Origin of the sequence: Thalassospira sp. MIT1004, from assembly GCF_001858545.1 — a bacterium.
Taxonomy (GTDB): Bacteria; Pseudomonadota; Alphaproteobacteria; order Rhodospirillales; family Thalassospiraceae; genus Thalassospira; species Thalassospira xiamenensis.
Genome location: NZ_MCAO01000006.1, coordinates 1 through 21,802 on the forward strand (window position 1 = coordinate 1; position 21,802 = coordinate 21,802).

The following is a 21,802-nucleotide window of genomic DNA, read 5'->3' on the forward strand; positions in this document are numbered from 1 at the left end:
CAAACTGTCGAGTGTCACCATCTCAAGTTCGGTTTGATGTGGGCTGGGTTTCTTAAGCATTCCCCATTGAATCAAAAATCCCCGCCAATGGCGAGGACTTTGTCAGCAGTCTGAAAGCCCCGGCAAATTGACCGGGGCTTTGATTTTAGTGTGCGGTGCTAAAGTCAGTCGGCAAACACGCGGGCGAAAATCGTGTCGACATGCTTGGTGTGGTAACCAAGGTCAAACAGGCTTTCGAGCGTTTCCATCGGGATTTTCGCGGTAACGTCTGCGTCGGTCTTCAGAAGCGACAACAGATCGCCTTCGCGGTTCCAGACCTTCATCGCGTTACGCTGAACGATACGGTACGAATCCTCGCGCGAGACGCCATGCTGGGTCAGGATGAGGAGCACGCGCTGCGAGAAGACCAGACCGCCCATCTGATTGAGGATTTCGTCCATTCGTTCCGGATAAACGACAAGGTTTTCAACCACATTGGTCAGGCGCATCAAAGCAAAGTCGAGGGTTACGGTCGCATCCGGGCCGATATTGCGTTCGACCGATGAATGCGAAATATCGCGTTCATGCCACAGGGCGACGTTTTCCATGGCCGGGATCGCCATCGAACGGACAAGACGTGCAAGGCCGGTCAGGTTTTCGGTCAGAACCGGGTTGCGTTTGTGCGGCATTGCCGACGAACCCTTCTGCCCCTTTGAGAAGAATTCTTCAACTTCACGAACTTCGGTGCGCTGCAGGTGGCGGATTTCGGTGGCGAGATGCTCGACCGAGGATGCGATAACGCCAAGGGCTGCGAAATAAGCTGCATGACGGTCGCGCGGGATCACCTGGGTTGAAACCGGTTCGGGTTTCAGGCCAAGCTTGGCTGCAACATGTTCTTCGACCTGCGGGTCGATATTGGCAAATGTGCCGACCGCACCGGAAATCGCACAGGTCGCGATTTCTTCACGCGCGACGACCAGACGGTCGCGGTTACGTTTGAATTCGGCATAGAAGGTTGCCAGTTTCAGGCCAAAGGTCACGGGCTCCGCGTGGATGCCGTGCGAACGGCCCATGCAGGCGACGTCCTTGGTTTCATAGGCGCGCTTTTTAAGGGCGGCCAGAAGCTTGTCCATATCTTCAAGCAGGATGTCGGTTGCCTGAACGAGCTGCACGTTAAAGCAGGTATCGAGAACGTCGGAGCTGGTCATGCCCTGATGAACGAAGCGGGCTTCTTCGCCGACCTGTTCTGCCAGTTCGGTCAGGAAGGCGATCACGTCGTGTTTGACTTCGGCTTCGACAGCATCAATGCGATCAATACGGTCCTGGGTATAGGGTTTGTTGCCTTTTTCCCAGACCAGTTTGGCAGAGGCAGCCGGAATGACGCCCAGCTCGGCCAGTTTGTCGGCAGCGTGTGCTTCGATTTCAAACCAGATACGGAATTTGTTCGCCGGTTCCCAGATTGATGTCATCTGCGGACGGGAATAACGGGGGATCATGCAGTCGCCTCCGGGCAGGATGGTTGGGTGCCGGGTCATGACCAGATTGCGTGATCAGCGAAGTGCGATGCTGGTTCCGGCACGCTTTCAACGCGTCGGATAGTCCAAATTGCCGCGATTGGCAACCCTGCATCGGGTCATGACAGGTTTGTTATCGCGTTTTTATCCGTATGGAACTTGCCATCTGCTAAGATTATCTCAATCTCCCGATGGATATAGTTTGCAGAACGAACATTTCAGAACAAGGACGGCAAACCGTTCTGATAGAGAGTGGACACAGATAATGGCCCGTACCTATGACTCGTACTTGTGATGCGTATCGGGGATGATTTGAAAAATCGTCCGAACGGCATAACCGAGAGCGTAGACGCCGATGCGCATTACCTTGCGCAGTTGGTCGATCTTGGCATTGCCCTGTCGGCTGAACAGGGCCGCGAAGAGCTTCATCAGAAAATCCTGATGGCAGCCCGACAGTTTACCAATGCCGATGGCGGGTCGCTGTATCTGGTCAACAAGGACGAGACGGAACTTCAATTTCGTATTCTGATGAACGATACGCTTGATACGTTCTTCGTATCTGGCCGCGAAAACGAGAAACCTTTTCCACCCCTGCCGCTTTATGATGCAGCGGGCAACCCCAATCACAAAAACATCGCCACCTATGTCGCGTTAAGTGGTGAATCGATCAATATCGAGGATGCCTATTTCGCCGACGGGTTCGATTTTTCCGGCACGCGCGCCTTTGATGCCAAAACCGGTTATCGGTCGAAATCATTCCTGACGGTACCGCTTAAAAATACGCGCGGCAATGTGATCGGCGTGTTGCAGTTGATCAATGCGCGCAACAACGCGGGCGATATTATTGCCTTTGATCCGGCAATCGAACCAATCATCAATGCGCTGGCAAGTCAGGCGGCGGTGGCACTTGAAAATAGCCGCCTTTTGATGGCGCAGCGCGACCTGATGGAGAGTTTCGTGCGTGTTCTGGGGCAGGCAATTGATGCCAAATCCCCCCATACAGCCCATCATTGTGAAAAAGTACCCATCATTGCCCGCATGTTGGCCAAGGCCGCCGTCGATGAAAAACGGGGAACATTTTCCAATTTCTATCTGACGGATATGGAATGGTACGAGCTTGATCTGGCGGCGTGGCTCCATGATTGCGGCAAGATCACCACACCCGATCATGTGGTGGAAAAGGCCACCAAACTTGAAACCATCCATAACCGTATTCACGAAATCCGCACCCGGTTCGAAGTGCTTCGCCGCGATGCCGAAATCGAGATGCTCAAACGCAAGCTCGCGGGCGAGGATGCCCAACGTTGCGATGCCGATTTCAACGCCCGGGTTGCCGAACTTGAAAGCCAGTTTTCAATGGTTGCGCACAGCAATATTGGTGACGAGGAACTCGATACCGACGCGGTCTTTGCCCTGCATGAAATCGGGGCGCAGGAATGGGTGCGACATTTTGACCGTACCATCGGGCTTTCATGGGCCGAAAATCAACGCCTGACCGAAGATGACCGTGCCAAATTCAGCCAGCCCGGCGTTGAAAAGCTTCTGGATGACCGCCGCGATCAGGCCTATCTGGGCATTAACCGCGGCGAACTTTATAACCTTTCGGTTCCGCGCGGCACCCTGACATCCGAAGAGCGCAAGATCATCAATGATCATGTTGTGGTGACACAGGAAATGCTCGCACAATTGCCCTATCCCAAGGAATTGCAACGCATTCCGGCAATTGCGGGCAACCATCACGAAAAAATGGATGGTTCGGGCTATCCCAACGGATTGCTTGGCGAAGATATGGGCATTCTCGAAAAGGTGATGGTGATTGCCGACATCTTCGAGGCACTTACTGCGGTTGATCGTCCCTATAAACGGCCCAAAATGTTATCGGAATGCATCGCGATCCTGGCCGACATGCGAGACAAAGGACAGATTGATGGCGACCTGTTCGATCTGCTGTTGTCATCTGGCGTTTATATCGAATATGGCCGCAAATATTTGCAACCCGATCAATGTGACGCAGTCGATATTACGCAGTTCTTGCGCAGGTAAAAACGGGCCGGACGCATTGCACCCGGCCCGCCTTGGATCAGGTTCGGTTGATCGAAACCCCGCCATCGGCAAGGAATGGCACCCCGGTCACAAAGCTTGCCGCGTCGGATGCCAGAAACAGGGCGGCCTGCGCCATTTCGGACGGTTGTGCCATACGTTTTAATGCATGCAGGCTGTTGACGAACTGTTCGACCTCCGGCCCGGCACCAGGTTTGTTGGTGATGCTGGCCGGGGTATCGGTCCCGCCGGGCAGAAGCGCATTGACCCGAATGCCCTGTGGTCCGTATTCGGCTGCCAGCGACTTCATCAATCCGATCATGCCTGCCTTGCTGGCGGCATAGGCCCCCATGCCGGGCATCCCGACTGTATGACCGACAAAACTGGATGTCAGAATCATTGATCCCGAACCATTGGCAAGCATCGCGGGCAATTGATATTTCGCCCCGAAAAACGCTGATGTGAGGTTGGTTTCGATCATTTCATGCCAGTTTTCGGTTGCCATATCGGGGATTGAAACCGATTCCCCGACCATCCCGGCATTATTGACCGCGATATCAAGCTTGCCGAAATGATCAAGGGTGGCCTCGACCAGCTGTTTTGAAATTGCTTCGTCCGTGATGTTGCCGGGAACCGAAACCGCCATGCCACCGGCATCGCGAATATCGGCGACCATATCGTCAAGCAGATCGGCGCGCCGCGCATTAAGGACAAGTTGTGCGCCCTGCTTTGCAAAAAGTTCGGCCACGGCGTGACCGATGCCGGAACTAGCCCCGGTGATGATTGCAGTTTTACCGTCCAGTGTGAACATATTTCCGTCTCCTGTGTCATGATAGGATGGCCAGCAAGGCCGAATGTCATGACGCTAGATTGCGAACGGAAACGGATCACTCCGGTTATTGGCATTGAATTCGTAAATGTGACGGGTTTTCGTGGGGTGCGAATTCGAAAGCAAGGAACGGAGTGCGGTCAACGGAATGGACGATCAGAATGCCGGTCAAACGGATGCATTTGGCATCCCTGTATTCTGATAAAGGAGTCATCCCATGCTGACGGAGACGAGATTGAACAAAACGATCCGCTGGATCAGTGACGAAGACAAATGGCAGGCCGTGGCAAAACGCGATGGCAAAGCCGATGGGAAGTTTTATTATTCGGTGGCAACCACCGGGGTTTATTGCCGCCCGTCTTGCGGCGCACGGTTGGCGCGCCGGGAAAATGTCGCGTTCCATGCCAGTTGCGACGATGCCGAGCAGGCGGGTTTTCGCCCGTGCAAACGGTGCCTTCCGAACAGCGCATCGATTGCTGAACGCAATGCCGATGCGGTGGCAAAGGCATGCGAAACCATCCGCAATGCTGAAGAAATGCCAAGCCTTGATGATCTGGCCGCACAGGCCGGGATGAGCCGCTTTCACTTCCACCGGGTGTTTAAATCGGTAACCGGGGTGACGCCAAAGGCCTATGCCAGTGCATATCGGGCCGGGCGCGTGCGTGAGGAATTGCGCAACAGTAATACCGTGACCGAGGCGATCTATGACGCGGGTTACAATTCCAACAGCCGGTTTTATGAACGCTCTCACAAGATGCTAGGCATGACGCCAAGCAGCTATCGCGCGGGAGGCAAGGGCGAAAAAATCCGGTTTGCCGTGGCGCAATGCACACTTGGCGCGATCCTTGGCGCGGCAAGTGCCAAGGGGGTTTGCACGATCCTTCTGGGCGATGACCCCGATGCGCTGGTGCGTCAGTTAGAGGACGCCTTTCCCAAGGCGGAACTGATTGGTGGTGATCCGGCGTTCGAAGACTGGATGGCGCAGGTCATCGGTCTGGTTGAAGCCCCGCAACTTGGCCATAACCTGCCGCTCGATATCCGCGGTACTGCCTTTCAGCAACGCGTCTGGCAGGCACTTTCGGAAATTCCGGTCGGGACAAAGGCAAGCTATGCCGAAATTGCTGCAAAAATCGGATCGCCGCGCGCTACCCGTGCTGTCGCACAGGCCTGCGGGGCTAACAGCATCGCGGTTGCCATTCCCTGCCACCGGGTGGTGCGCAAGGATGGTGATCTTTCCGGATATCGCTGGGGCGTGGAGCGCAAGCAAACCCTGCTGGACCTTGAAAGCGGGGAGGCCGGGCAATGAACGAGATGACCCGTGACAGGATCGGATCGCTTGATTGGGAAAAACATTCCCGGGAGCTTGACGCATATGGCTGCACAATCCTTGAAAAACTGATCGATCCAGACACCTGCCGGGCATTGATCGCACACTATGACGACCCGGATGCATTTCGCAGTCACATCCATATGGCCCGGCACGGTTTCGGGCGCGGCGAATACAAATATTTTGCCTATCCCCTGCCCGATATTATTGCGGATCTGCGGCAATCGCTTTATCCGCCATTGGCCGAAATTGCCAACCGGTGGAACCGGGCGATGGGGCTGGATCGGCATTTCCCCGGCGATCATGCCCGGTTTGTTGTCGAATGCCATGGCGCAGGCCAAACCCGACCGACGCCGCTTTTGCTGCGTTATGGGATGGGGGATTACAATTGCCTGCATCAGGATGTTTACGGTGATTGCGTGTTTCCATTACAGGTCGCGATCCTTCTAAGCGATCCGGAAACCGATTTCGGAGGCGGCGAATTTGTCCTGACCGAGCAGCGTCCACGCATGCAGTCCCGCGCCGAGGTCGTACCGCTAACGCAAGGTGACGCCGTGATTTTCCCGGTTCATCATCGTCCGGTCGCGGGAACGCGCGGCACGTATCTGGTGAATATGCGCCACGGCGTTTCGCGCCTGCGCGCCGGGACACGGCATACGCTTGGCATCATTTTCCATGACGCCAAATAGCTGATCCCGGTCTGGCTGATGTTATTCTAGCTGCTGTGATGTTCAGAAAAAGTTATTAATAACTATTTGCAATTGGGTGCTGCTGGTGTATGTCAGCAGGAACAAATTCACGTTCCTGTCTGTTTTCATGAACTTTTTTGCGCCCCATCACATAACGGCAAATCTTGTCCGCGCCTTTGAAAAGGAACGTGCGTCCCTGTTGCGTTTGGCTATGCGGAAGTTGGGAAATCCTGATGAGGCAAAGGACATTGTCCAAGATGCCTTTGTAAGGATTGCCGGGGCAAAAGACAGGCAAGAACCGATCAGCGATCCACCTGCATTCCTTCGGACCGTGGTTCTTAATCTGATCCGGGATCATCAAAGACGTCGCAATGCCGGTCATATTGTCGAACTTAAATCCGGGCTTGATCCGCTGGAATGGACAGCGGAGGACCGCCCGCTTGCAGACAATGTTATATACCATCGTCAGCGTCTTCAGGCGTTTGAGCAGGCACTTTCATCCTTGCCGACGCGATCCAGAGAAGTCTTCATCTTGCGTAAGTTGCATGGTAAGACCCATGATGAAATTGCCGCAGCGACCGGATTGTCAAAGGCCGCGATCGAGAAGCATCTTTATCGTGCCATGACAACGTGTCGTGATCTGATGAAACACTATGACTAGGCCATTGCTTATGAGCGGCAACCGCCATACCGGCCATAAACCGGAGACCACAGAACAGAAAGATCTGCAAAGCCGCCTTGTTGATCAGGCAATGCAATGGCTTGCTCGCGATGGTGCGGATATTGAGGGCACAGATACGCATGTCGCATTTCAGAAGTGGTGCGGCCAAAGTGCGGATCATGAACAGGCGGCGCGCGCGGTTCGGGCCTTTCTCAGTGACCGTGATTTCGATGATATCTTGCGGAAATTCGATACTGAGAAAGGCACCGGTGCGCGAAACCATGCGCCATCAAGCACGCGGCAAATATCGATTCCTTTCGGTAAGCCGCGACGTTCGACCCCGCCAAGGCTAACAAATGTGCGAAAAGCAATCTGGGGCGGTGTTGCAATGTGCGTGGCGATTCTTGTTGCCGTCCTGACGTTGTCCCCGGCAGACCATTCTGGTCATCCGGGGTATATCGCGGCGAACATGGCACCGGTTCGTCAGTTTTTGCCGGACGGCAGCGAATTGCAATTGGCACCTGGTACCCGGCTTTATTGGGAATTTACCGAACGCGAACGCCATATCGTTCTTGAGGATGGGGCGGTAGTGATTTCGGCTGCACCGAATAAGGACCGCCCGCTTGTGGTAACCACGCCACAAAGTCGGGTTGTTGTTGTCGGGACACGTTTTGTTGTGATCGGTGATGATCAAACCAGCGAAGTCGGCGTCGCCGAAGGAACCGTCCGGGTACAACAACAACAATCGCCGCCTGCCCGTGAAGTCACCCTTCATGCAGGTGAAGGGGTGACTGTATCCAGCGGGGGCGATGTCCGGCGGCATGACTTCAATGGCGACAATATTACGCAAATCCTTGAAGGTTGGCGGGTGTTTTCGCCAGCAAAGCTGTCTGATGTGATACATGCCGTAAGTCGGCAGAGTGGCATGGAAATCTGGCTTGATCCCGGCATTGCCGATCTCGAAATCCGTGGGCGGTTCAATGTTGCCGATGCAATGGTGTCACTTGATCTGATTGCGCGGACAACCGGAACAAGAATGATTGAACTGCCGTTTGATCAGTATCTTCTGGTGCGCTGAAATCACGGTTCCAGATTGGTTCGGCCTGAAAATGGTGCGGATTTAGCCTGAACTCCTCGATGAATTCCCTATTTGAACAAAAATATTAAAAAAAGATGTCCGGTTACTGTCGGGCCTTCCGTCCTTAAGTGCGAGTGATACGCAATAACTTGCATTGGGTCGTGCCGAATGAAGCCTACCAGACAACAGGACACAGTCCGCAACCTCTTCGAAACCTCAAAGGGGCGGGCATGGAAGGATTTGCTGTTCTGCGCTGTTGCGTCTTCTGCCTTGCTGGGGGGGATGTCGTCGAATTTTCTGCATGCACAGGAACGTGCGGTTGTCGATAAGCCGGTCGCATCACGACTTTACAGCTTTGACATTCCCTCCGTGCCGCTGATGCGCGCTTTGGAGCTATTGTCGCAGCAGGCCGGTATTCCGTTTTCGGTCCAGGATGGCACCAACCTTGCGATGAATGGTCAGGCCGTGGTTGGTCAGCTCAGCATTGAAAACGCCTTGTTTCAAATGCTTGAGGGGACGGAAGTTACCTTTGCCGTTACCGACGGTGTTTTGGTTATTTCCCCCAAGCTATCCAACCAGTCATCTGACGAAGAAATCGTTACCGCCCCCGTTTCTGTCAGTGCAAATCGCACAACGATCTTCCAACTCGGAACCGGTGCGGCCAGCGGGTCAACTGTGTATGGCGAAGAGATGATCGGTGCGGTGGTTCAGGGTGACAGTGACCCGAACAAGATTTTTCGCGCCAATCCGAATGTTCAGTATGTGATTGCGGGGCAACGCGGCGAAGAAGGTGCAACTGCAACAGCCGAGCAGGATTTGCGTCCGCAAAATATCAGCATATCCGGCGCAGCGGTTGATCAGAACAACTTTATGCTCGACGGTGTCGGGATCAATTCCTTTGGCGGAACTGAGTCGAATTATAACGACTCAAACATGCCAGAAGATGACGACAATACGATCAATGCAGACACACTTCATGGTTTGCATCCTCAAACCGTCTATGTCGATGCAAATATTCTCGAGCAGGCCGAGATCATCGACAGCAACGTGTCGGCTAAATACGGCGGATTTCAAGGCGGCGTTGTCAACTACAAGGTCAAAAACCCGTCAAGCGAACCAACATTTGGCGCAAGCATTAAACGGGGTGGATCGAACTGGAACGACTATCATCTGAAATCCGAGGAAACCCCCGACACTGACGCCAAAGAACCGGTTTATGAAAAATGGTTTTATTCCGCGTCTGCGAGCACACCGATCAGTGATAATTGGGGAATGCTGGTTTCGGCAGGTCGGCGTACTGCCGAAACGACCAAGACGGCGGGCGACGATTATTACGGTCGTCAGGTAACGACCAGTACCGAAGCCGACAACGTTTTGGGAAAACTGCGCTACGAAAGCGATACGGGTGCTGCGATCACGGCCCAGATCGTTTATGCGCCCTATGCCCAGGAATGGGAAGCATCAGAAAACTATAACAGCAAGATGGATATCATCGGCAATGGATTGACCACCTATGTTGGTCTCGAAAAGCCGTTTGAATATGATGGCTATGGGGTTTCCAATCTGTTTCTGGATACCAAGCTTTCCTTTAATACATCTGAAAATGCACGTGATTCTGAAAGCAATGTGCGTCGTCAGATCAGCACGACGGTGGCCGGATCAAAATATGCCGATTTGTGTGATTCCAGCACATGTGTGACCGGCTGGTACGGGGATTTGTCCCAGACACAGCAGGATATCGGTTATACAGCCGACCTTACCGGCGATATCTTTGGAACGAACTTCCTTCTGGGGGCGGATATCCATCGTCTCAGTGGAACCCGTGAACGTAGCGCAGATGCATATTATGCAACAACGCGTACCACAGGAACCAACGTCGTTTGCGCCAGTGCCGATGACATCTTCTGCGATGACGGTGATCAGGCAAACCGGCGGCGGACAAAATACCAAGCGTTTGAAGGAAGTGTCAGTTTCGTAAGCACAGCCCTTTATAATGAATATACGCTTGTCTTTGATCATGTTCCTTTTGGCGAACTGGAAATCAGGCCGGGTGCACGGCTTGAACACGATACCTATCTTGGTAATACCAACTTCGCCCCGCGTTTCAACGCGACCTATTACACGGATTGGGATATCAGCTTCAATGCGGGGTGGAACCGCTATTACGCAGCAAACATGCTGAGTTACGCCTTTCAGGATGCAACGCCGGCAACCATCAGTGAAACGCGAACTGCCGATACTACCACGACACCGGGTTCATCTATTTTCTATGATGACTGGGCGGCGTCTTCATCGGGGATAAAGCGGTCATTTTCCGGTTCAGGTTTGAGCACCCCCTTTTCCGACGAACAGACAGCGTCCGTTTCATTCCCTCTGCCGTTTCTTGGCGGGGTGACACGGTTGAAATGGCTGGAAAGAAAAGGCCGTGACCAGTTTTCGCGTGCCATCGATGACACCGGAACAACCGAATATAATCTGTCGAATGAGGGCTCCAGCCTCTACACCTCCTATTCCGCAGAATGGAGCAGGGGAATTGGTTCCGGGCCGTTCGGCGGGCGTCATGTGTTCAATATCAATGGCCAATATTCCGAACGCAGAACTTCCAACAACAGTTACTTCCTGACCAGTGATGACAGCGAAAGTGTGGTCTATAACGGCAAGATCATATCGACCACGGATCTGTCGATCCTGACCGGTAATCTGGACGAGCCGATCTTCTTTAACGCCAGCCTGTTTTCGAGTTTTGATGACAATCGCCTGCGTACCGGACTAACCGGGCGCTACACCTTGTCCTATTCCACGATAGATGACAGCGGATCGAATACCACCATCAATGGCTCGACCTATGATGTCTATGAGGACGGCGACGCCAAGGCGCGTTTCGATCTGGATATGACGCTTGATTACGACATTATCAGCCGGGAAAAGGGTGTTCTGACCCTTAATGCTTCCATCGAGAATGTTCTGAACCGCGGCGGCGCCCATACGCTTGCGTCATCTACCCCCTACCGCAAGGGCCGGACAGTTTGGCTTGGACTGACTTACACCTACTGAAAATTCCGCGTTAATCCTGCCGGGGCTTAGCCCCGGCCAAACCTGCTTGTGAGATCGATAATATGAAAAGAACCCTGACCGCGACCCTGTTTGCCGCGATGCTTGCCACATCAAGCCTTGTCCCCGTTCATGCAATGGCAGAACAGGCAAGCATGGCATTGTCCGACAAAAACCTTGCCGAAGTTTATGACGCTGTTTCACTTGGCGTTGTTCGCATCAATGTCATCAAGAAAAGCTATGCCGAGATCGTCGCCGAAGAACGGGAGAAAAAGGAAAACGGCGAGGATTTCTATCTGCCGCCAAACGAACGTGGCGATCAGGACGAGGATGAAGATCGCAATGATCGCGATGAAAAGAACAAGGAAAGTGAAAAGGGTGAAGAACCGAAATACGACTGGCAGAAAAAGAAGCGCAATGCGTCGACCGGGACTGGTTTTTTCATTACCGATGACGGCCTGATTGTTACCAACGAGCATGTGGTCCGCGATGGTGCGCGTTTTGTCGTTGTTTTAAAAGATGGTCGTCGTGTTCGTGCTGATCTGGTGGGGAAGGATTTTCTGACCGACCTCGCCGTCCTTCGTGTTGAAATGCCTGAAAATGTTAAGCCGCTTTCATGGGGCAACTCGCATGCGATCCGCATCGGCGATCCGGTTTTTGCGCTTGGTTATCCCTATGGCTTTGATCAAAGTCTGACCACCGGGGTGATTTCGGGCAAGCAGCGCCAGCTATCCAAAGGGGAATATAACCCGTATTTGCAAACCGATACCGCGGTAAACAAGGGCAATTCCGGCGGGCCGCTTCTGTCGATGGATGGCAAGGTCGTTGGCGTTAACTCCGCGCTTTATACCCGCTCTGGCGGGAATGAGGGGCTGGCCTTCTCCATCCCGGCTGAACATGCGCAGGGGATCATTGATCTGCTTGTCAAAGATGGTGAAATCAAACGCGGATGGTTCGGGATTGCCTATTCTGAAGTCAAGCCGGGCATCGGCAAGCTTCTGGGGATGGACCATGACGAGGGAATGTTGATCCACCGGGCCCCCGATGACGAACCGGCCTATCAAGCAGGTATTCGTGCAGGAGATGTGATTGTTGCGGTGAATGGCGAAACGGTCACATCGCGCCTGCATTTCCGCATGCAGGCGGCGGAGGCAAAAGGTGAAACGACCGTTACCGTCTGGCGCGATGGTGGATTTAAAAGCTTTACGATGATCCCCGGCGATATGGACGAAGCCAAAAGCCGCCGTCGTCAGGCCGAACGCGACAAGATTCTTGGTAAAACGCCGAAGGATGATGGTCGGAAGAAAGTCATGGGCCTCGAACTGGTTCCGGCTAATGAAAAGGCATGGGAAAAACTGGATTTACCCGTTGGCACGAAGGGGCTTGTCGTTGATCGGATGGAAAAGATGGGGCAAGGCGATCAGGCTGGATTTACAAAGGGTGATTTCATTACCCGGATCAATGATACCGAGATTTCCACACCCGAGGATTTCGAAGCCGTGATTGGGCAGGCGCTTGAAAGCAACGCACCCTATGCGCTTGTCTATTTCAAACGTGATGGTCAGGATCGCACAAAGATCATCGATACGCTGAGCATGGTTGATCTTGAAGACTACTGAGCGATCCACAAAAAAAACGGGCCGTCGCAAGACGGCCCGACTAAGTTTGGGTGGTGCAAAGGGAGGTTGCCCTCCTACATCCGTTCGTGGAAATGGCAGGCCACCTGATGGTGATCGTTGACGGTGTCAACGGTCGGGACATCGGTCGCGCAGACATCCTTGGCAAACGGACATCTGGTGCGGAACACGCAACCCGATGGCGGGTTGATCGGGCTGGGCAAATCACCGGTCAGCACGATGCGTTCCTTAGTGCGTTCTATCTCAGGATCCGGGATCGGAACTGCGGAAATCAGCGCCTTGGTGTAGGGATGTTTTGGGTTGGCATAGATGCTGTCGCGGTCGGCCAGCTCCATAAGATTGCCGAGATACAGCACCAATATGCGGTGGCAGATATGGCGCACGATAGAAAGATCGTGGCTGATGAAAATCATCGACAGATCAAATTCGCGCTGCAATTCCTGCAACAGGTTTACGATCTGCGCCTGTATCGATACATCAAGTGCTGAAACCGGCTCGTCACAAATGATCAGTTTCGGTTCGAGGATCATCGCGCGTGCAATGCCGATACGCTGGCACTGGCCGCCCGAAAATTCATGCGGATAGCGGTTGATCATCTGTGGCAAAAGCCCGACACGCGCCATCATGCGTTTAACGCGCGCCTTGATTTCGTCCTTACCCAGTTCGGATTTGTGGGTCACAAGCGGCTCGGCGATGATCTCGCCAATCGTCATGCGCGGGTTCAGGCTGGCCAGCGGGTCCTGAAAAATGATCTGCAGGTCCCGGCGTAGCGGCTGCATTTCGCGATGGGGGGCGCCGACAATATCCCGCCCCAGCCACACGACCTGCCCGTTGGTCGGCGGGATCAGTTGCAGGATCGCACGGCCAAGGGTCGATTTTCCACAACCGGATTCGCCCACAATGCCAAGCGTTTCGCCGGGATACAGATCGAAATCGATCCCGTCGACGGCCTTAAGCTGGCGTTCTGCCCCAAAAAATCCCTTGCCCGGCAGGGAAAAGTGAACCTTAAGGTCACGAACCGACAGGATCGGGACGTTTTTCTTTTTACGGATCGCATTCATTGACCGTCCTCCCGGAAGCAGGCACTGGCGCGGCCATCGTCAAAGCCAAACAGGCTTGGGCGGGAAACACAGCATCGATCCATCACATAGGCGCAGCGTTCCTGATAGGCACATCCCTTTGGCAGGTTCTGCAGGTTAGGCGGTTGTCCGGGGATGGCAAACATGTGTTCTTCGCTTGCCGTGTCGATGCGCGGCATCGATTTCAAAAGCCCCTCGGTATAGGGATGATGGCTGTCATAGAAAATGTCACGCACCGAACCGGTTTCGACAATCCGCCCGCCATACATTACCATCACCCGGTCACACAGGCCTGCCACCACGCCAAGATCATGGGTGATCATGACAATGGCCGTATTGAAATCCTTTTTAAGATCGCGCAGCAGATCAAGGATCTGTGCCTGCACCGTCACATCAAGGGCGGTGGTTGGTTCATCCGCAATCAGGACTTCGGGGTCGCACAGCAACGCCATGGCAATCATCACGCGCTGGCGCATGCCGCCGGAAAATTCATGCGGATACATATGCACGCGTTGTGCCGCACCGGGAATACCGACACGGTCAAGCATGTTGATCGCGCGTTTAAGCGCATCACCCTCGGACATGCCGCGATGTTCCACCAGTACCTCGGTCATCTGTCTGGATATTTTGAGGAACGGGTTAAGCGACGTCATCGGATCCTGAAAGATCATCGACATCGTCACACCGCGGATTTTGTTAAGCTGGCGTGACGGGATATTGAGGATATCCTTATCCTTGTAGCGCACCGTACCCGTGGCCTTACCGTTCTTGGCAAGAAGACCCATCACGGCAAGGAAAATCTGGGTTTTGCCCGATCCGGACTCCCCAACAACGCCAAGTGTTTCGCCCGGATCGATATGGAAGTTGACATCGTTGACAGCCTCGACCTCGCCGTCGGGGGTCTGGAAGCGGGCACGCAGGTTTTCAACAGTCAGAATATGGTTTGTCATGTGTCTATCTGTCCTTCGGATCAAGGGCGTCGCGCAATCCGTCGCCGATGAAGTTGAAACAGAACAGCGTCAGTGCCAGGAAGATCGCCGGATAAATCAGCATCCAGGTCGCTGCTTCGATCACTTTCGCCCCTTCGGAAATCAGAACGCCCCAGCTTGTCAGCGGCTCCTGAACGCCAAGGCCCAGGAACGACAGGAAACTCTCGGTCAGGATCACCTGCGGAATGGTCAGCGTCATGTAAACAATAACCGGCCCAAGAACGTTGGGGATCACATGGCGGAAAATGATCTTGAAGTTCGAAACACCCGTGGCATGGGCGGCTTCGATAAATTCGCGCCGCCGGATCGAAAGCGTCTGACCGCGTACAATCCGCGCCATGGTCAGCCATTCAACCGCGCCAAGGGCGACGAAAATCAGGAAAATGTTTCGGCCAAACACCACCATCAGCATGATCACAAAGAACATGAAGGGCAGGGAATAAAGCACATCGACGAACCGCATCATGATGTTGTCGATCCGTCCGCCGAAATAGCCGGCGACCGCGCCATAGGTAACGCCGATCACAAGCGACACAGCCGTTGCCAGTAAACCAACCGCAAGGGATACACGCGCGCCATAAAGGATGCGGATGAAAATATCGCGGCCATTGCCATCCGTGCCAAGGATATGGCCGTTTTCCCAGTTCGGACCTTCCTGGATATAGCCCCAGTCGATCTGGTCGTATTCAAACGGGCTGAGCAGCGGGGCGAAAATTGCCATCAGGGTAATGATGGCCAGAATGATCATCGACCCGACGGCGGCCTTGTTACGAAACAGGCGAATACGGGCATCGCGCCACAGGCTGCGACCCTCGATCTCTCCGGCGGCGTCTGCCGCCTGAAGCATCGCTGTTTTTTGATCCTTGTTCATCATGAGCGTGACTTCAGCTTGGGATCGAGCAGGCCATAGACCATGTCGACCAGGAAATTCAGAAGGATGATCATCACCGCATAGACAATGACCACACCCATCACCAGCGGGTAGTCGCGGTTCAATGCTGCCTTGACGAAATAGGTCCCGATACCAGGCACGCCAAAGATGGTTTCGATGACCACAGAACCGGTCATCACCGCCGCCGTCGCCGGGCCGAGATAGGATACGACAGGCAAAAGCGCGCCGCGGATCGCATGCCGGTTGACGACAAGCTTTTCACGCAAACCTTTGGCGCGTGCGGTGCGGATGTAATTGGAATGGAGGACTTCGACCATCGATCCGCGCGTCAGGCGCGCGATATAGGCGACTTGTGGCAGGGCAAGGGCGATGATCGGCAATATCTTGTATTGAATTTCGCCGTCTCCCCAACCTGCCGTTGGCAGGATCGAAAGATACAGGCCAAACACCAGCGACAGAAGCGGTGCCATGACAAAGTTCGGGATGGCAATGCCGACCATGGCAACGCCCATTACCGCAAAATCAACCGCACTGTTCTGTCGAAGGGCGGCATAGGTGCCAAAGCCAACCCCGAATATCAGCGCCAGAAAGATCGCCGACAGGCCAAGCTGCATCGATGCCGGGGCGCCAGCCATGATTAGTTCGGCGACGGAAAAATCGCGAATTTTGATCGACGGGCCAAAGTCACCACGCAGGATTTTGCCGATATAGATCGTGTATTGTTCAAGCAGCGGCTTATCAAGGTCATAGGCGGCCTTGATGTTTTTTTCGATTTCCGGGGGCAGGGCACGTTCCTGATCGAACGGTCCGCCTGGTGCAATGCGCATCATGAAAAAGGCAACCGTGATCACGATGAACAGCGTCGGGATCGCGATCATCAGGCGCCGGATGGCGTAAGATAACATAATTCTCTCTCATCCCCATTGGGGGCCGATAGGTTGCCGCAGGTCCGTGATCCAGACCTGCGGCAAAGTCTCCGGCGTTTACTCTTTGATGTCGAGCCAGCGGGTCAGGTGGCGATCCGGGGCGTTATCGATCCAGCCTTCGATCTTCGGTGAGACGAGCTGTTTCGAGACATAGTAGTAAATCGGGATGTAAGGCTGTGCTTCCATCATGATGGCTTCGGCCTGCTTCATCAGGCTGGCACGCTTTTTAAGGTCGCCTTCCTTTTCGGCTTCCAGCATCAGTTCGTTGTAACGCGGGTTATCAAAAGCCGCGTAGTTCAGCGGCCCGGTCCGTTCTTCGCCGAGGAACAGGAAGTTCTGCGCGTCGTTGTAATCGGCAATCCAGCCCGCACGTGCCACTTCAAAGTTACCGACCTTCAGATCGGCATAGTGGATTTTGCCTTCGGTGTTGAACAGTTCGGCCTGAACGCCGATCTGCTTCCACATGTTCTGGGCCGCAATCGCGATGCGCTTGTGGTTTTCAGACGTGTTGTAGCGCAGGGTGAATTTAAGCGGATTGTCAGGGCCATAACCGGCCTCGGCCAGAAGCTTTTTGGCTTCTTCGAGCTTTTCATTATAGGAAAGGTCTTTCCACGAAATGTATGCTGGCTCGCCGTAATTACCGGTTCCGGGCGGGACAAAGGAATAGGCCGGAAGTTCACCGGTTTTCAGAACCGAGTCCGTAATGGCTTCGCGGTTGATCGCCATCGACAGGGCTTTGCGGACACGGACATCCTTGAACATGTCCTTGTCGGTACGGATCGCATAGTAATAGATACCGGCATACGGTGCGATGCGCAGGCTATCGGCAAGGTTATCGCGCAGCCAGGAAATCTGTTCGGACGCGATGTCGCGTGCGACGTCAAGTTCGCCTGCACGGAAACGGTTCTGCATCGCGGTGCGATCTTCATAGGTGTAATAGATCACCTCGTCGATCGGCACATTGGCGGCGTCATAGAATTCCGCGTTCTTTTCAAGTTTGGAATGAACGTTCGGCAGCCATTCGGTCAGTTTGTACGGACCGTTCACCACGATATTTTCCGGTTTCACCCAGTCTTTGCCAAATTTGGCAATCGCATGCTGCGGGATCGGGAAGGCGGTCTGGTGGGTAAGTTGTGCCAGGAAATAAGGGGCTGGCGCAGTCAGTTTGACCTGCAAGGTTTTATCATCCAGGGCGGTGGCCGCGAGTTTCGCGCCTTCCTTGCCACTGTTAACAGCCTCGGCACCCTCGATGATATAAAGCAGGGATGCGTATTCCGCACCGGTCGCCGGGTCAAGCAGGCGGTTCCAGCCCGCGACAAAATCACCGGCAGTTACCGGCACGCCGTCCGACCAGTTGTGATCGCGAATTTTAAAGGTATAGGTCATGCCGTCGTCAGAAACGGTCCAGCTTTCAGCTGCACCTGGCACCGGTTCACCATCCGGGCCATATGTCAGAAGACCCAGAAACATATCATCCGACAGGCGGCTGGTCTGAACCGTCGAAATGAAATGCGGGTCCATTGATTGCGGTTCGCCGTCATTGCCGACGCGCAGGATTTTTTCAGCCTGTGCATGTGTGGTGGACAGCATGGTCATGGAACCGGCAAGCAATGCCGTACCCAGCACAAAGGCCCGCGAGGAATTAAGCAATCCCTTCACGAGACCATTTGCGGTCTTCGCGTTTTGTGACATCTGTAATGTCTCCCTCATCTATTTTGCTTTGTTGCCGACGTACTCCCTGAAAGTACGTACGCAAAAATACTGAGACTGACATGCGTGATCTGCAAGTCACGATTCCACAAATTTGAAACAAATGGTGTTTTTTTGCGTGATTATGGTCATTTTTTGGTATTATTTTGCGTATTATTCGGAAATAACAGATTGTTCTACGGCTGAGGAAGCCTGCAACTTTCGCCTGTAAAACGTTTTGCATGTAACGGTGATTGTCGCGTCGCGCCTTGCGGCTATATGCGCAAAAAGTGAAACAGTTCACATTCAAAGGGTTGGCCGCCAAATTCGGTGATCACGAATCGGGCTTTGTGATTTTCTGCATTATTTTTCGGCAATTCAGGCGATTTCAATATCTTGGCGCGAAAATGGGCGTTCTCTGATTACATTTTCGCGCGTGAAAAGATTTCGGAATACAAACCCGGTATCGCGTCATGGCAGCTTGATGAAACAAGCGTGAATTCAAAAAATTGCCGTTGAGAAACATCGTCATTCAGGCTACGGGTTTTTGCGTACGCTGTTTTGCAGATTTCCTTTATCAACAAATGCGACCGAAAGATGCCTTTAAGCCCGTTTGATCTGGCGGCCCTGATGGTTGCCATACTTGGCATTTCTCAGGCCGGTTCTTGATATTGCCATGGCCGTCGGGTTCAATTCAAAATCCACCTTCAATCTTGCGTTTAGGCGTGTAACCGGTACAACACCAAGCAAATACCGAGTTGCTGCAGATACGCACGCGACCGCCCCCGGAATTGTTGGGGATGCTCTCGTCGGCCCCGGTTAACAACAGACAGCGACCATCAGGATAAAGAATGGATACGTCCGAAATCGTTCTTTTGCTTATTGCTGCAGTCGGCCTTGCACAGGCCGCATTCCTGATGCTGCTGTTGCGGCACGAGGGCAAACGCGCATTTCGTGCGAATCGCTGGTTGCTGGTGTTCTCGCTGACCGCCTGCGCAAGCTTTGTCGAAGACATCAGCGATGTCTTCCTCTCGCCGCTTTATATTCTATATCTGGCGATTATTTTTGTACCGGTCACATTTGCCTTTTTACCATCTATCTACTTGTATTTTTGCGAAATTGCTGACCGTCCCGTGCGCTATCCGTGGGGGCATTTCGTCATTCTGGTGCCGGTCGCCATCCTGACGGCGGTCGCGGTACACATAATGCGCACCCGTATACTTCCGGGCGACATTGGCGGAGAAATCGATTTCGAACTGGATACCGATATTGAAAGTCATTTGCCTGTGGCTGTGATCCTGCTGACAATCATTATTGCGCTTTATGTGCAGTTATTTGGCTATATGGTCAAAATCTGGCGGGTTGCGATTGGCTATCTGCGGCAGGCGAGTGAACAGCTCGGTGCGGATCAGCGCGTTCTGCGCCGCTGGGTCACGGAACTGCTGACTGGCATTAGCCTGATTTTCCTGATTTTTACCGCGACGACGATTGTTGATATTTTCATTACCGATAGCGAATGGCTAACGACCCTTGTACAGGGGGCGTTCGCGCTCGTATTCTTTCGTATGTGCCACGTGATTGCGCACAACCCGGCTTTGTTCGTTCAGGCGGAATGGGACGGGGCGCAAGAGATGGCAATGGATGAAGATGCCCGTGATTTCACGGCAACCGGGTCCAGGCAAACCCGGTTTGCGCCTCGCAACTTGGTGGATGCCGATGAAATCAGCAGAATTTGTAAACGGCTTGACGCCATCAGGACCAGAAGCGACCTGCTTTTTGATCCTCTTATCAGCCTGCCAAAGCTTGCAAATGCAGTCGGTGCAACCTCCAACCAGCTTTCCTATGTGCTGAACCAGCATCTTGGCAAAAGCTTCTTTGACTTCATCAACGAAGTCCGAACCGGCGAGGCATCCCGGTTGCTGGTCAATGAACCGGATCGCACGATCCTTGATATCGCGACCAGTGTTGGTTTCAATTCGAAATCGACCTTCAATCTTGCCTTCAAGAAAATCACCGGCAGAACACCCAGTGTTTACCGATCAGAAACCATGTCGCAGCGTAACACGGCACCATAGGGCTATTTTCTGCTTTTCAGCGGGGGAGCGTGGGTATGATATCGCTGTTGTAACCTTTATCGTCGCAAGCGACGGACACATGAATGTTTGAAACACTTGATCTTCTTTTTCTGATCGTTTCGGTTCTTGGAACTGCACAGGCGATTTTCCTTATTGTCCTGCTGATGGATGAAGGGAAACGGGCATTTACGGCCAATCGATGGCTGATGGTATTCGGATTTTCTGTCGGCATGAGTTTTATCGATGATACGTTCGATCCGATGATCAGCCCGCTGACGAACCTGTATCTTGTCCCGGTTTTTGCGCCATTCTTTTTTGCCTTGATCCCGTCGATCTATCTGTATTTCCGGGAGATTTCCGGCGATCCGGCTCCACGACCATATCGGCATTTTCTGGTGCTGTTGCCGGTTACTGCGGCCATCGGGCTTATGGTCTACCTGAAACGTGCGCGTATGATCGCCGACGATGGTCATATTCGTGATGCCGGTTTGCAGATCGAGTTCTCGGCAACGGGGCTTGCCGATATGGTGTTGCTGGCCATCGTGATTCTGTTTTGTGTCCTGTTTGCCGTTTACATGACGGGCATTTGGCGGTGTGCGCGGCGTTATCTGCAACAGGCCGACTGGCAGCTTCAGGCCGATAGTGAACGGCTGCGCCGGTGGGTGACGGAACTTCTTGTCGGCATGACCGTGTTGTTTACTGTTTTTACCCTGACCAATCTGTTCGATCTGTTTGTGTCGCGGGCGGAGTGGCTGTCGCTTGGTGTCAAGGTGGGGTTTGTGCTTGTCTTTTTCCGGATGTGCCAGGTGATTGCGCAGAATCCTGCGCTTTTTGTGCAGCGGGAAACCGAAGGCGGCGTTTTTGACGATCTATCTGTGCCTCATGGTTCCGCGCAAGAGCTTGATGACCAAGACGCCCCAATGTCACGTGCAATTGTAGACGTTTCCAATATAGAACGCATTCGAACCCGGCTTGAAAGGATTGTCACAGATCGGAATATGATGCTTGATCCGCTTTTGACCATGCCGAAACTTGCCAATGCGGTCGGCGTGACACCCAACCAGCTTTCCTATGTCCTGAACCAGCATCTAGGCAAAAGCTTCTTTGATTTCGTCAACGAGGTTCGAACAAACGAGGCATCCCGCCTTCTGATCGAGGAGCCGGATCGCACGATCCTCGATATCGCAATCAGTGTGGGGTTCAATTCCAAATCCACCTTCAATCTGGCTTTCAAGAAAATTACCGGCAAAACGCCAAGTGTTTATCGATCGGAGACCCTTTCGCAGTGTAGCACTGGTCAGTAGCCTGATATCCTGACTAGTCTTGGCCGGAATTCAGATATCCCTC

17 protein-coding genes are annotated in these 21,802 nt (G+C 53.5%); 10 read left to right on the forward strand and 7 right to left on the reverse strand.

Features of this window, described 5'->3' with window-relative positions; translation table 11 throughout:
* Positions 1 to 164: 164 nt before the first annotated feature.
* Positions 165 to 1,475 carry an adenylosuccinate lyase gene (purB, locus tag BC440_RS03140; RefSeq protein ID WP_063094892.1) on the reverse strand — a complete coding sequence of 437 codons (1,311 nt, stop codon included), beginning with the start codon at positions 1,473 to 1,475 and terminating at the stop codon, positions 165 to 167.
* Between the two features lie 330 nt (positions 1,476 to 1,805).
* Between purB and BC440_RS03145 the strand changes: the two genes are divergently transcribed.
* Positions 1,806 to 3,536 carry an HD domain-containing phosphohydrolase gene (locus BC440_RS03145; RefSeq protein ID WP_306460234.1) on the forward strand — a complete coding sequence of 577 codons (1,731 nt, stop codon included), beginning with the start codon at positions 1,806 to 1,808 and terminating at the stop codon, positions 3,534 to 3,536.
* 37 nt (positions 3,537 to 3,573) lie between these two features.
* Here the strand turns inward: BC440_RS03145 and BC440_RS03150 are convergent, their stop codons facing one another.
* The gene (locus BC440_RS03150) at positions 3,574 to 4,344 is read right to left on the reverse strand and encodes an SDR family oxidoreductase (RefSeq protein WP_063094896.1); all 771 of its coding nucleotides are present in this window, start codon (positions 4,342 to 4,344) and stop codon (positions 3,574 to 3,576) included.
* Between the two features lie 235 nt (positions 4,345 to 4,579).
* Here BC440_RS03150 and ada point away from each other — a divergent pair, with 235 nt between their 5' ends.
* The 6 genes from ada (at position 4,580) to BC440_RS03180 (ending at position 12,787) form a co-directional block, all read left to right on the forward strand.
* A complete protein-coding gene (gene ada / locus BC440_RS03155) occupies positions 4,580 to 5,668 on the forward strand; it encodes a bifunctional DNA-binding transcriptional regulator/O6-methylguanine-DNA methyltransferase Ada (RefSeq protein ID WP_063094898.1) in 1,089 nt (362 codons plus the stop codon).
* Positions 5,665 to 6,378, forward strand: a complete 714-nt coding sequence (locus tag BC440_RS03160) for a 2OG-Fe(II) oxygenase (protein WP_063094900.1) — start codon at positions 5,665 to 5,667, stop codon at positions 6,376 to 6,378. Before ada ends, BC440_RS03160 begins: the two co-directional genes overlap by 4 nt.
* A 127-nt stretch (positions 6,379 to 6,505) precedes the next feature.
* A complete protein-coding gene (locus BC440_RS03165) occupies positions 6,506 to 7,039 on the forward strand; it encodes an RNA polymerase sigma factor (protein ID WP_082822641.1) in 534 nt (177 codons plus the stop codon).
* A complete protein-coding gene (locus tag BC440_RS03170; RefSeq protein WP_082822642.1) occupies positions 7,032 to 8,117 on the forward strand; it encodes a FecR domain-containing protein in 1,086 nt (361 codons plus the stop codon). The genes BC440_RS03165 and BC440_RS03170 overlap by 8 nt, the downstream gene beginning before the upstream one ends.
* Before the next feature lie 282 nt (positions 8,118 to 8,399).
* Positions 8,400 to 11,171, forward strand: coding sequence for a TonB-dependent receptor (locus tag BC440_RS03175; protein WP_065702110.1), 2,772 nt, complete (start codon positions 8,400 to 8,402; stop codon positions 11,169 to 11,171).
* A 62-nt stretch (positions 11,172 to 11,233) separates the two neighbouring features.
* On the forward strand, positions 11,234 to 12,787 hold the full coding sequence (locus BC440_RS03180) for a trypsin-like peptidase domain-containing protein (protein WP_063094906.1): 1,554 nt from the start codon (positions 11,234 to 11,236) through the stop codon (positions 12,785 to 12,787).
* Between the two features lie 74 nt (positions 12,788 to 12,861).
* On the opposite strand, the gene BC440_RS03185 is transcribed toward BC440_RS03180, so the two are convergent.
* From BC440_RS03185 to BC440_RS03205, 5 genes are all read right to left on the reverse strand, one after another.
* A complete protein-coding gene (locus BC440_RS03185) occupies positions 12,862 to 13,866 on the reverse strand; it encodes a dipeptide ABC transporter ATP-binding protein (protein ID WP_063094908.1) in 1,005 nt (334 codons plus the stop codon).
* A complete protein-coding gene (locus tag BC440_RS03190) occupies positions 13,863 to 14,834 on the reverse strand; it encodes an oligopeptide/dipeptide ABC transporter ATP-binding protein (RefSeq protein WP_037989888.1) in 972 nt (323 codons plus the stop codon). Before BC440_RS03190 ends, BC440_RS03185 begins: the two co-directional genes overlap by 4 nt.
* 4 nt (positions 14,835 to 14,838) lie before the next feature.
* Positions 14,839 to 15,747, reverse strand: coding sequence for an ABC transporter permease subunit (locus BC440_RS03195; RefSeq protein ID WP_110252834.1), 909 nt, complete (start codon positions 15,745 to 15,747; stop codon positions 14,839 to 14,841).
* The gene (gene oppB, locus BC440_RS03200) at positions 15,744 to 16,670 is read right to left on the reverse strand and encodes an oligopeptide ABC transporter permease OppB (protein ID WP_037989890.1); all 927 of its coding nucleotides are present in this window, start codon (positions 16,668 to 16,670) and stop codon (positions 15,744 to 15,746) included. Before oppB ends, BC440_RS03195 begins: the two co-directional genes overlap by 4 nt.
* A gap of 78 nt (positions 16,671 to 16,748) precedes the next feature.
* On the reverse strand, positions 16,749 to 18,383 hold the full coding sequence (locus BC440_RS03205) for a peptide ABC transporter substrate-binding protein (protein ID WP_063094911.1): 1,635 nt from the start codon (positions 18,381 to 18,383) through the stop codon (positions 16,749 to 16,751).
* A 640-nt stretch (positions 18,384 to 19,023) separates the two neighbouring features.
* Here BC440_RS03205 and BC440_RS22330 point away from each other — a divergent pair.
* From BC440_RS22330 to BC440_RS03220, 3 genes are all read left to right on the forward strand, one after another.
* Positions 19,024 to 19,203 (forward strand): helix-turn-helix domain-containing protein, encoded by a 180-nt coding sequence (locus BC440_RS22330; RefSeq protein WP_223305197.1) that lies wholly within the window; start codon positions 19,024 to 19,026, stop codon positions 19,201 to 19,203.
* Positions 19,204 to 19,231: 28 nt separating this feature from the next.
* On the forward strand, positions 19,232 to 20,455 hold the full coding sequence (locus BC440_RS03215) for a helix-turn-helix domain-containing protein (protein WP_063094915.1): 1,224 nt from the start codon (positions 19,232 to 19,234) through the stop codon (positions 20,453 to 20,455).
* A gap of 83 nt (positions 20,456 to 20,538) precedes the next feature.
* Entirely contained in the window at positions 20,539 to 21,759 is a 1,221-nt protein-coding gene (locus BC440_RS03220; RefSeq protein ID WP_065702109.1) for a helix-turn-helix domain-containing protein, read from the forward strand.
* Positions 21,760 to 21,802 lie beyond the last annotated feature (43 nt).